General features: G+C 32.4%; 10 protein-coding genes. 8 read left to right on the top strand and 2 right to left on the bottom strand.

What is annotated here, in order from left to right; translation table 11 throughout:
* Positions 1-125: 125 nt before the first annotated feature.
* Positions 126-1,196: a GGDEF domain-containing protein GdpS gene (gene gdpS, locus SBL15_RS02185; RefSeq protein ID WP_037536363.1), complete on the bottom strand. Its 1,071-nt coding sequence runs from the start codon at positions 1,194-1,196 to the stop codon at positions 126-128.
* 364 nt (positions 1,197-1,560) lie between these two features.
* Here gdpS and SBL15_RS02180 point away from each other — a divergent pair, with 364 nt between their 5' ends.
* A complete protein-coding gene (locus SBL15_RS02180) occupies positions 1,561-2,646 on the top strand; it encodes a glycosyltransferase family 4 protein (protein ID WP_107611476.1) in 1,086 nt (361 codons plus the stop codon).
* A 60-nt stretch (positions 2,647-2,706) separates the two neighbouring features.
* On the opposite strand, the gene SBL15_RS02175 is transcribed toward SBL15_RS02180, so the two are convergent.
* Positions 2,707-3,348: a YigZ family protein gene (locus SBL15_RS02175; protein WP_037536361.1), complete on the bottom strand. Its 642-nt coding sequence runs from the start codon at positions 3,346-3,348 to the stop codon at positions 2,707-2,709.
* A 143-nt stretch (positions 3,349-3,491) separates the two neighbouring features.
* Between SBL15_RS02175 and fakB1 the strand changes: the two genes are divergently transcribed.
* The 7 genes from fakB1 to SBL15_RS02140 all read left to right on the top strand — a co-directional run bounded on the left by fakB1 (position 3,492) and on the right by SBL15_RS02140 (position 12,372).
* Positions 3,492-4,358 (top strand): fatty acid kinase binding subunit FakB1, encoded by an 867-nt coding sequence (fakB1, locus tag SBL15_RS02170; RefSeq protein WP_107613421.1) that lies wholly within the window; start codon positions 3,492-3,494, stop codon positions 4,356-4,358.
* A 145-nt stretch (positions 4,359-4,503) separates the two neighbouring features.
* Complete coding sequence (locus tag SBL15_RS02165; protein WP_317955035.1) at positions 4,504-5,760, top strand: DEAD/DEAH box helicase family protein; 1,257 nt, start codon at positions 4,504-4,506, stop codon at positions 5,758-5,760.
* Positions 5,753-6,427 (top strand): ComF family protein, encoded by a 675-nt coding sequence (locus SBL15_RS02160; protein WP_317955033.1) that lies wholly within the window; start codon positions 5,753-5,755, stop codon positions 6,425-6,427. The genes SBL15_RS02165 and SBL15_RS02160 overlap by 8 nt, the downstream gene beginning before the upstream one ends.
* A gap of 61 nt (positions 6,428-6,488) precedes the next feature.
* Positions 6,489-7,067, top strand: a complete 579-nt coding sequence (gene hpf / locus SBL15_RS02155) for a ribosome hibernation-promoting factor, HPF/YfiA family (protein ID WP_053019045.1) — start codon at positions 6,489-6,491, stop codon at positions 7,065-7,067.
* 430 nt (positions 7,068-7,497) lie between these two features.
* Positions 7,498-10,035 (top strand): preprotein translocase subunit SecA, encoded by a 2,538-nt coding sequence (gene secA, locus SBL15_RS02150; protein ID WP_107611473.1) that lies wholly within the window; start codon positions 7,498-7,500, stop codon positions 10,033-10,035.
* Between the two features lie 102 nt (positions 10,036-10,137).
* Positions 10,138-11,254, top strand: a protein-coding gene (gene prfB, locus SBL15_RS02145) for a peptide chain release factor 2 (protein WP_317955032.1) whose coding sequence is annotated in 2 segments (ribosomal slippage) — positions 10,138-10,209 and positions 10,211-11,254 — 1,116 coding nt in all. Because the reading frame shifts where the segments join, the coding sequence is not laid out codon by codon here.
* A gap of 260 nt (positions 11,255-11,514) precedes the next feature.
* The gene (locus SBL15_RS02140) at positions 11,515-12,372 is read left to right on the top strand and encodes a CHAP domain-containing protein (protein ID WP_182477419.1); all 858 of its coding nucleotides are present in this window, start codon (positions 11,515-11,517) and stop codon (positions 12,370-12,372) included.
* The last annotated feature ends 349 nt before the right edge of the window (positions 12,373-12,721 follow it).

Genomic DNA, 12,721 nt, shown 5'->3' with positions numbered 1-12,721 from the left:
CATACCACATCTAGGCCGTTGCTAACATGAAATTAAGTATAATTACATATAAAAAAGTCAACATATTTAGATAACCAGATATATTAATAATTTGGTTAATCAATATGTTGACTTCTTTTATGTTTCTATAATTTAATGATTGGATTAAACATCACTTGATTACGACCTTCATTCTTAGCAACGTGAACCATATCATCGGCATCTTTGAAGACTTTTCGTTGTGATTTATGGTCATCTTGCGAAAGGTAACCTACACCAATAGAGACAGATAATTTTATGACTTCCTTATTTGGTAAGTGGAATGAAGACTTTTCAACACCTGTTCGAATATTTTCAGCTAATTTAACGCTTTGATCCAATGAGTAATTACGAATCACGACTGAAAATTCTTCGCCGCCATTACGAAAAATTTGAAACTGCTTTGGTACATAATTCTTCAATAACTGTGACATTTGTTTGAGCACAGCATCACCAGATTTATGTGAATACGTATCATTTACATCTTTAAAACCATCTATATCAATTAATAATAAGGCAAGACTTTCATTTTTATCCTCAGCAATCTGAGATACATGATTTAAATGTCTATCAAATTCTTTTACATTACCTAGTCCAGTAAGATAGTCATACTTATCTTCATTTTCATAGCGTGTGACTAATGAAAAGAAGTGCCACATATCTACAAATGTAATTGCAGAAGCGATGGTTAAAACGAATGAAATTGGGACTAAAAATGCGATTTCAGTAAGATCATATAGCGGACTAAAGATAGATAAAATAAGTAAAATAATAACACTAATCAAATTTAAAACGACTAAAGCTACAATGTCATTTTGTTTTAAAAAAGGTCCAACCATACTTACAATGATACCTATTACAATAAGTACTACACCATAAAGAAGTGAGTTTCCAAATGCGAACACTTCTACTAAAGCAACGATAACTGCCGATACAAGCGTATAGCCCATATTAGTAAAGCGTCCTAAAAATAACAATGGGACAAATGTTAAATGAACTAAGTACTCTTGATGGAATGGAATTGGATAAGCTGCAAGTAGCAATGCAACAATCGTCATTAATACAGTGACATAGCCTTTTGAAAAGACCATTATTTTATTTTCGGAATATTGTAATCGATGAAATAAATAAATGCCAGCTACCATAACTGCAACATTATAAATGATAGATTCAATCATATTGGAATCGACTCCTTTAATTTAACCATTAGTTATTGTAAGTGAAAACTTACCATTTGTCATTAAGTTGTATCAGATTACATAAATAAAATAGATAGAATATTTGAACTTTTATATTCAAATGAATACTGAAGTGATATGATATAAATTGATTATCTTTACAAAAAATTTACAATTAATTAAAAAATAAGGATTAATTTGAAGAAATAGGGTAAAATAGTTGAAGTTTAATGAACTATTTAAAGAATAGTTAGTAATTTACAACTATAGTCCAATACAAAAATGATTTGAAAATTGTTTAAATAGAATGAATAGATAACTCGCAAATATGTAAAATTAAAAGAGATTTATTGAAGGTGAACTGATGTATACTTTACTACTTATTGCTGTAACATTGGTAATCAGTTTAATATTAACACCTATGATTATAAAGGTCTCTATTAAATTTGATTTAGTAGATAGGCCAAATTTTAGAAAAGTACATACAAAACCAGTTTCAGTATTGGGTGGTACTGTTATACTACTTTCTTTCTTAATAGGAATCTGGCTTGGACATCCGATTGAAAGAGAAGTTAAGCCCTTAGTTATGGGGGCTATAGTTATGTATTTAGTAGGATTAATTGATGATATTTATGATTTAAAGCCTATTTTAAAGTTAATTGGTCAAATTGTCGCAGCTTCAATCGTAGCATTTTATGGAATTACCATAGATTTTATTTCGTTTCCTATGGGCCCGACAATTCATTTTGGAATATTAAGTATACCGATTACCATTATTTGGATTGTGGCGATAACTAATGCTATCAATTTAATTGATGGTTTAGACGGACTGGCTTCTGGAGTATCTGCAATTGGTCTTATTACAATTGCTTTTATTGCGATTTTACAAGCTAATGTATTTATTATCATGATTTGTAGTGTACTAATAGGATCATTATTAGGATTTCTATGTTTCAACTTTCACCCGGCTAAGATCTTTTTAGGGGATAGTGGTGCACTACTGATAGGATTTATCATTGGTTTTCTATCCTTACTTGGCTTTAAGAACATCACATTTATTTCATTGTTTTTCCCAATTGTGATTTTAGCTGTACCATTTATTGATACGTTATTTGCAATGATTCGAAGAATGCGAAATGGTCAGCATATTATGCAAGCAGATAAGTCGCATTTGCATCATAAACTTTTAGCTTTAGGATATAGCCATAGACAAACGGTATTATTAATTTATTCAATAGCGATTTTATTTAGTTTATCAAGTATCATTTTATACTTATCTCAACCTTTAGGTGTACTCCTAATGTTCATTTTAATTGTTATCACAATTGAATTGATTGTTGAATTTACAGGTTTGATTGATGATAGTTACCGTCCGATACTTAATTTAATAACAAAAAAGAATGAACAACATCACGGTAATAATGGTGTTGATCAACATGATAAAAAATAAAGCCTTGTTTGTAATAACTACTTAAATGATTAAGTAGTGTTATACAAACAAGGTTTTTTATTAATTAGTGGGTATATCAAAAGGTAATTTCTTTACGTCCGCTTCATGCAATTCGAAATTTCCAGCTGTGTTCTTATTTAAAAATGCAATAAAGTCATCATATTCAGTTTGTACGACATCAATTTGATAACTAACCTTATCGGTATAAGTGGTATCTCTTAGAAAGTACGTTGTAGAGGCCAATTCATATTCTAACTTTCCAGTTAAATCATAATTGATAGTCACGGTAGTAGGAATAGCATCACGCAGTTCTACACGTCCTATATCATAAATGACGTCTCTAACAGCACCACTATATGCCCGTATAAGTCCGCCACCACCAAGTTTAATACCCCCAAAGTATCGAGTAACAACGACACAAACATTATGTACATCTAGTTTTTTTAAAATATCAAGCATAGGGACACCCGCAGTGCCACTTGGTTCACCATCATCATTGGCTTTCTGAATATTCATTTGATCACCGACTGTATAAGCTGAACAGTTATGCGTAGCCTCTTTGTGTTGTTGCTTAATTTCGTTTATGAATGCTTTAGCTTCATCCTCTGATGAAACAGGTTTGATATGTGCGATGAATCTAGATTTATTAATGACATTTTCAATCGAATGTTCTTGTTTAATCGTAATAATATGATTGCTCAAAGATGTTCACCTCCAATAAATAAAAAGAATATTTGACCTTTATTATACACGCTTCATTTTAAATGAATAAATATCTGATTATGAATTTCTTTTTTAATAAAAATAATTTATAATAGCTTTGAGTATAATTGAGGAGGACTACTATGAAAATCGCATTAATGGCAGATTCAACTGGGTATCTACCACAAGACTTTATGGACCAATATGAGATACCTATTGCACCATTAAGTGTTGCATTTGATGATGGAGAAACGTTTACTGAGAATGATAACGTACCAATTGAACGTTTTTATAATAAAATGGCCTCATCTAAAACATTCCCAACAACAAGTCAACCGGCTATTGGAGAATGGATTGAGAATTATGAGAAGTTAAGAGATAAAGGCTACACTGATATTATTGTGATTGCTTTATCAAGTGGTATAAGTGGCAGCTATCAATCAGCTACACAAGCTGGAGAAATGGTAGAGGGCGTCAATGTTCATACGTTTGATAGTAAATTGGCAGCGATGATTGATGGAAGTTATACAATCTATGCTAAGGAACTCATTGACAAAGGATTTACACCAGAAGTAATTATTGAAGAATTACAAGAAATCCGAGAACAAGCTGGTGCTTACTTAATTGTTGATGATCTTAAGAATTTACAAAAAAGCGGACGTATAACTGGTGCTCAAGCATGGGTTGGAACATTATTAAAAATGAAACCTGTACTTCGTTTCGAAAAAGATGGCAAAATTCATCCTTTTGAAAAGGTACGTACTAAAAAACGTGCATTTAATACATTAGAAGAGAATATCTTTGAAATTATTAAAGATATTGATGAAGTGACCGTTTTTGTAATTAATGGTGATAAAATTGATGAAGGTAAAGACTTTTATAACCATTTAAAAGAAACATATCCAAACATCAATATCCAGTATTCAGAATTTGGACCAGTTATTGCATCTCACCTTGGTTCAGGCGGATTAGGTTTAGGATATTTCCCAAGAAAAATCGAAATTAATTAATTGTTGATAATTTAAGTCTAAAAGCGTTTAAGAAAGTATTGTTTAGCACATAGTGTTTCAATACTTTTTTAACATCTTTTAGGCTTTTTTATTTTAAAAGGAGTGATTCGTAATAAAATTTTACGGAAAGTTAGTTAGTCCAGATGTGGCGTTAAGTGATGAGACAGTTATTCAAATTACACCTGGTATTATCGCTACAGATGATAATTATCAATGTCTTCAATGTGGCAATTCAGATAAACGTTATATGTATGAATATGAAACACCCTTTTCAGAAGAACGTATTATTTATTGTAGGTATTGTATACAATTAGGGCGCATGGACAATATTACAGAATTTAGAATTACGCAAAGTGAGAATGCTATTTCTGATGGATATTACGACTTACCCTTTCAATTATCAGAACAACAACAATATGCTTTAGAGGCCATTGTACAAGCAATTAAAACGCTTCACCCATTATTATTATATGCGGTTACTGGTGCGGGTAAGACTGAAATGATGTATGAAGGTATACGGGTAGCGCGCCAACTTGGGTTTAATGTAGCCATAGTATCCCCAAGAGTAGATGTTGTAGTAGAAATTAGTTTGCGCATTAAAGAAGCATTCATTTCAGAAGACATAGATGTATTACACCAAAGTAGCCAACAACAATATAATGGTCACTTCATTGTTGCAACCGTTCACCAATTGTTTAGATTTAAATCTCACTTTGATGTTATATTTATCGACGAAGTTGATGCCTTTCCTTTATCAATGGATCCTCGGCTTATGGAGGCAATTCGATTATCATCAAAACAAAAACATAGCCACATATTTATGACGGCAACACCTCCGAAAAAGCTGTTGAACCTTTTATCTTCTGAGCAAATCATTACATTACCTGCGCGTTTCCATAAACATCCACTACCTGTCCCCAATTTCACATATTTCAAATTAAACGTTAAGCATATACAACTTAAATTGAAAAGAATTTTAATGAATCAAATTACCGAAAAACGATACACACTAGTATTCTTTAACAATATTGAATTGATGGTAAAGACGTACGAACATTATCGTTACCAATTTTCAGATTTAATCTATGTTTCAAGCAAAGATGCACTACGATTTAGCAAAGTTCAAGCACTACGAAACGGTGAACATGCAATCGTTTTTACGACAACAATTTTAGAAAGAGGTTTTACAATGGCACAATTAGATGTCATTGTCATCAATGCACATACTTTTGAAAAGGCTGCACTTATTCAAATTGCGGGTCGGGTTGGTCGTAAACAAGAAGCACCTACAGGAAAAGTGATATTTATGCATGAAGGTGTGAGTATAGCTATGATACAAGCTAAAAGAGAAATTAAAAAAATGAATCGATTAGGTATAGAACGTGGGTGGGTAATTGGTTAAATGTATACAATGCGGATTGCCAATATATGAATCGCTTAATGTTTTTAACTTTTATCGAGTACCTCAACGTATGTGTTCATCATGTCTAGAAATGTGGGATAGTGTGAAATTAATTAAGAATGACCAACGTTGTCCTAAGTGCTTAAATTATCGGGATAATAAAGAAAATGACTGCTTGGATTGTCAATTTTTAGCTAAAAATTTTAAACTAATGGAACAGCTTTATTGTGACTACCAATATTCCGTTATTATGAAAGAAATGATACAGCAATACAAACTAATGAAAGATTATTATTTAGCTGAGGTTATAGCCTCACAACTCAAATTACCAAAAACATCTTATGATCTGATTGTACCAATTCCATCTCCAATTGAACGAGACACTCAAAGAACATTTAACCCAGTCGCAACAATATTAGAAAAAATGGGGGTTCAATATTCGAACCTATTGGCAACTGAATTGCGTCCCAAACAGTCAAAACTTGGGAAAGTAGAGAGAGCAAGAGCTATAAATCCTTTTTATATTAAAGAAGATGTGGACTTAACTGATAAAGATATATTACTCGTTGATGATATTTATACAACAGGATTAACAATTCATCATGCAGGGTGTAAATTATACGATAAAAATGTCAGAAAATTCAAAGTGTTTACGTTTTCAAGATAGGTTAAACGTGGTATTATAATAGTAAGAATTACCAACATAAGAGGTTAAAGGAGAGATAGCTATGATTAGATTTGAAATTCATGGAGATAACCTCACTATTACAGATGCCATCCGCAACTATATTGAGGACAAAATTGGTAAACTTGAACGTTATTTTAACGATGTGCCTAATGCAGTCGCACACGTTAAAGTAAAAACGTATCAAAATTCTACAACTAAAATCGAAGTAACAATTCCATTGAAGAATGTTACATTAAGAGCAGAAGAAAGACATGATGATTTATATGCAGGTATTGATTTAGTTACTAGCAAATTAGAACGTCAAGTACGTAAATATAAAACACGTGTTAATCGTAAGCATAAAACGCATGGAGAACCAGAAGCGTTTGTAGCTGAAGTACAAGAAGCACCGCCAGAAACTGTTGATGACGTTAATGTTGAACCAACAAATGATAGTGAAATTGAGATTATCCGTTCTAAACAATTTAGCTTAAAACCAATGGATTCTGAAGAAGCAGTATTACAAATGGAATTATTAGGACATGATTTCTATATCTTCACTGATCGTGAAACAGATGGTACAAGTATTGTTTATAAACGTAAAGACGGTAAATATGGATTAATTGAAACGACTGAATAATTGATTAATAGTAAGTTATTAATTTAAATCAATTTTGAAATATATTTATGGTGTTAAGTTCACAATGACAATTTGCAGATATAACTAAGCTGAGAAGGTAATAATAATTAAATACACTCAGTTATAGTTATCCTTATAAGGGTGGGACAATGAATTCAAAATGAATTTTGTTCCACTCTTTTTTGTAACTTATATTATAGTAATTCGTGGACGCTAATATCATGCTGTGCTAATGTAATGAGGTAATTGGATATTAAAATAATAAATTAGGCTTAGCGATTCAAATTAGGGGAAAAAGGAAGTAAGTTATTTAAGTTGCGCACAATTAAGCGTCGCACTTATATGAGTATTTAAGTATAAATTCTAAAGTATAAATGATATGATAAATTGTTGTAAGCCAAACAGTTTTTAAGCTAAAGGAGCGGACGTAATGGGATTTTTATCAAAAATTGTTGACGGCAATAAAAAAGAAACTAAACGTCTAAGTAAAATAGCCGATGAAGTACTTTCGTTAGAGGAAGATATGGCTATCTTAACTGATGAAGAAATTAAAAAAAAGACGAAGCAATTTCAACAAGAGGTACAAGAAATTGAAGATGTAAAAAAACAAAATGACTATCTAGATAAAATCTTACCTCAAGCATATGCTTTAGTAAGAGAAGGGTCAAAACGTGTCTTTAATATGACACCTTATAAAGTGCAAGTAATGGGTGGTATCGCCATTCATAAAGGTGATATCGCTGAAATGAGAACCGGTGAAGGTAAAACTTTAACAGCGACGATGCCTACGTATTTAAATGCGCTTGCAGGTCGTGGTGTGCACGTAATCACAGTTAACGAATACTTATCTAGTGTTCAAAGTGAAGAAATGGCAGAGTTATATGAATTCTTAGGCCTAACTGTAGGATTAAATTTAAATAGTAAATCAACAAGTGAAAAACGTGAAGCTTATGCTCAAGATATTACTTATAGTACGAATAATGAATTAGGATTTGATTATTTAAGAGATAATATGGTGAACTATGCCGAAGAGCGTGTAATGAGACCATTACATTTTGCAATCATCGATGAGGTAGACTCTATTTTAATTGATGAAGCTAGAACGCCTTTAATTATCTCTGGGGAAGCAGAAAAATCTACGTCGCTTTATACACAAGCGAATGTATTCGCCAAAATGTTAAAAGCTGAAGATGATTATAAATATGATGAAAAGACAAAAGCAGTTCATTTAACTGAACAAGGTGCAGACAAAGCTGAACGCATGTTTAAAATTGAAAATTTATATGATGTACAGAATGTGGAAGTTATTAGTCACATTAATACAGCATTAAAAGCACACGTAACATTACAACGTGACGTGGACTACATGGTTGTTGATGGAGAAGTACTCATTGTTGACCAATTTACTGGACGTACAATGCCTGGTCGTCGTTTCTCTGAAGGGCTTCACCAAGCGATAGAAGCTAAAGAGGGCGTTAAAATTCAAAATGAATCGAAAACAATGGCATCCATTACTTTCCAAAACTATTTCCGTATGTATAATAAATTAGCTGGTATGACTGGTACTGCAAAAACAGAGGAAGAAGAATTCCGTAATATTTATAATATGACGGTTACACAAATTCCTACGAATAAACCTGTTCAACGTGATGATAAATCTGATTTAATTTACATTAGTCAAAAAGGTAAATTTGATGCAGTCGTTGAAGACGTAGTCGAAAAACATAAACAAGGTCAACCCGTTCTTTTAGGTACTGTTGCGGTTGAAACAAGTGAATATATCTCAAATTTACTTAAAAAGCGTGGTATTAGACATGATGTTTTAAACGCTAAAAACCATGAACGTGAAGCGGAAATTGTTGCAAATGCAGGACAAAAAGGTGCTGTGACAATAGCTACAAACATGGCTGGTCGTGGTACTGATATTAAACTAGGTGAAGGTGTAGAAGAAATTGGCGGTTTAGCAGTTATTGGTACTGAACGACATGAATCTAGACGTATAGATGACCAATTACGTGGTCGTTCTGGTCGTCAAGGTGATAGAGGGGATAGTCGTTTCTATTTATCACTTCAAGATGAATTAATGGTTCGTTTCGGTTCTGAAAGACTTCAAAAAATGATGAACCGTTTAGGCATGGATGATTCAACTCCTATTGAATCAAAAATGGTATCCCGCGCTGTTGAATCTGCTCAAAAACGTGTTGAAGGTAACAACTTTGATGCACGTAAACGTATACTTGAATACGATGAAGTGTTACGTAAGCAACGTGAAATTATCTACAATGAAAGAAACAATATTATCGATTCAGAGGATAGTTCACAATTAGTTAATGCAATGTTACGTTCTACATTACAACGTGGTGTGACCTATCATATAAGTGAAGAAGATGACAATCCTGACTACGCTCCGTTTATTAATTACGTTAATGATGTCTTTTTACAAGAAGGCGATCTTAAAGAAGAAGAAATTAACGGTAAAGATTCTGAAGACATCTTCGAAGTAGTTTGGTCTAAAATTGAAAAAGTATATGAAAGTCAAAAAGCCAAAATTGGTGACCAAATGGCTGAATTTGAGCGTATGATATTACTACGCTCTATAGATACTCATTGGACAGATCATATTGATACTATGGACCAATTACGTCAAGGTATCCATTTACGTTCATATGCACAACAAAATCCACTTCGTGATTATCAAAATGAAGGTCATGAGTTATTTGATATGATGATGCAAAATATTGAGGAAGATACATCTAAATTCATCCTTAAATCTGTAATTCAAGTTGATGAAGATATAGAAAGAGAGAAAACAACTGACTTTGGAACAGCTCAACATGTCTCTGCTGAAGATGGCAAAGAAAAAGCTAAAAAGCAACCTATTGTTAAAGGCGACAAAGTTGGTCGTAATGACCCATGTCCTTGTGGTAGTGGCAAGAAATATAAAAATTGTCATGGAAAAGAAGAATAGGTATTATGTTCAATAATAAGTGGGAGTTGTGAAATAGAATTCACGCTCCTACTTTTTACATATCCAATCAATATGAATTAGGTAAGAATAGGAGAGATAAATATGGAATTATCTGAAATTAAGCGAAATATAGATGAATATCGTAACAACTTAACACAAATTAGGGGGTCTCTTTGACTTAGAAAATAAAGAGGCAAATATTCAAGAATATGAAGAAATGATGACTGAACCTGACTTTTGGGATGATCAGAATAAAGCACAAGATGTTATTGATAAAAATAATGCATTAAAATCAGTTGTAAATGGTTATCATGAATTAGAAGAAGAAGTTGAGGATATGACGGCAACTTGGGAATTATTGCAAGAAGAGTTAGATGATGATGTAAAGAGTGATTTAGAACAAAGTGTTCTCGACTTCAAAGAGAAAGTTGATCAGTTTGAATTGCAATTATTATTAGATGGTCCACATGATGCGAATAATGCAATTTTAGAATTACATCCGGGTGCTGGTGGTACTGAATCACAAGATTGGGCTAGTATGTTACTACGTATGTACCAACGTTATGGTGAACAACAAGGGTTCAAAGTTGAAACTGTTGATTATTTACCAGGTGATGAAGCGGGCGTCAAAAGTGTCACATTGTTAATTAAAGGGCATAATGCGTATGGTTATTTAAAAGCCGAAAAAGGTGTTCATAGACTAGTTAGAATTTCTCCATTTGATTCATCTGGGCGCCGTCACACGTCATTTGCTTCATGTGATGTCATTCCGGAATTTAATAATGATGAAATTGAAATAGAAATTAATCCTGACGATATTACAGTAGATACATTTAGAGCATCAGGTGCTGGAGGTCAGCATATAAATAAAACAGAATCTGCAATTCGAATTACGCACCATCCAACAGGCATCGTAGTTAATAACCAAAATGAACGTTCACAAATTAAAAACCGTGAAGCAGCGATGAAAATGTTAAAAGCTAAATTATACCAATTAAAATTAGAAGAGCAAGAACGTGAAATGGCTGAAATACGTGGTGAACAAAAAGAAATTGGTTGGGGAAGCCAAATTCGTTCATATGTTTTCCATCCTTATTCTATGGTAAAAGATCATCGAACAAATGAAGAGACTGGTAAAGTTGATGCAGTCATGGATGGGGAGATTGGACCATTCATTGAATCGTATCTAAGATATACAATGAATCAAAGTGATAATTAATGTAAAAGAATTGAAAATAGGAGTGAGATAGAGTTCGTTTTGAATTGATTATCTTACTCCTAATTTTTTTGAGAATCTAAATAATAGCTAAGTAAATGTAAATTGAAATGTTATTTATTACTAGAGTATATAATTTCATATGTTATTTAAGCCCTTTTTAACCTTTATATTACAAGCCGATAACATTGAACTTCTATAAAATATGTTGTGCTACAGTATAAAAGAACAATAATATAAAACAACAAAGGAATGACAACATGATTAATAAGACTCTTACAGTAACATTGACTTCTATTGCAGCTTTAGCAGGTTTAAGTGGTTTAGCTAATGCACAAGAACATACAAATTCAACACATACAACTTCACAACAATCAAATACATACAATAGTCAAGTGGAGCAAGAAACAAATCTAGGATTAACAAATAAAGATATCGTTAAAGTTAAAGCTGGCGATACATTATACCAAATTGCGTTATCACATCACTTATCACTTGAACAATTATATAACTTTAATCCAGGTGTAACTGCATTAATTCATCCAGGTGACTTAATTGCAGTAAGTGAAAAAGGTGCAGCAAAATTAGAAAATAAAGAGATCAATTATGCACAAACTTATGCAGAAACAACAGCATTTAATCAATCAGATGTGGTAGCTCAATCGGTAAGTGCTAGCACAACAAATGTGACTGGTTACAATATTGTACCTACAAGTGCACCTACAACTACTACGCACGATTCATACTACTCATCAGTGAATACACCAGTATCGTATCAACATATTACAACTGCCAATCAAGGAAACCGTTATAGTTTCGGAAATTGTACATACTATGCATTTGATCGTCGACAACAATTAGGGCGCTCAATTGGTAGTTATTGGGGTAACGCCAATAACTGGGCATACTCAGCAAAAAATGCTGGATTAACAGTAGATAATCGTCCAGAAGTAGGTGCTATTTTCCAAACAACTGCTGGTTATTATGGTCATGTTGGTGTCGTGGAACATGTTAATCAAGATGGATCAGTATATGTTTCAGAAATGAACTGGAATGGTCATTATAACCATGTTACAAATAGAACAATTACAAACACTTCAAGCTATAATTTTATTCACTAACAAATTTAAAGACATTATTTTTAATATATTCAAATGTCAGAGTTCAATGGCTATGCAATTTAGCATAGTTATTGAACTCTTTTTTTATGAGGTATGCCGTTTTATAAAAATTTATAGGAAGACTAAACGAAATAGCGCGGCATAGTTAGAGCAAGGGGTGTTTATTTTATATAAATAGTTAGGAACCGGTTTGTGTACATTTTAGGAAAACAATCTAATCTTTAATTAAAGTACTTATCACAATACATTTCTATGTAACTAGTATATATTGGGTAATAAATGAAAATGAAATAATTGTTATGTATTGAAGAAAGCTCAATGTAAGCGAATATTTATTAATAGTTTTGCT

Source organism: Staphylococcus sp. NWU MKU2, assembly GCF_033283605.1.
Lineage (GTDB): Bacteria > Bacillota > Bacilli > Staphylococcales > Staphylococcaceae > Staphylococcus > Staphylococcus haemolyticus.
This window is presented reverse-complemented; position numbering and strand designations above follow the sequence as displayed.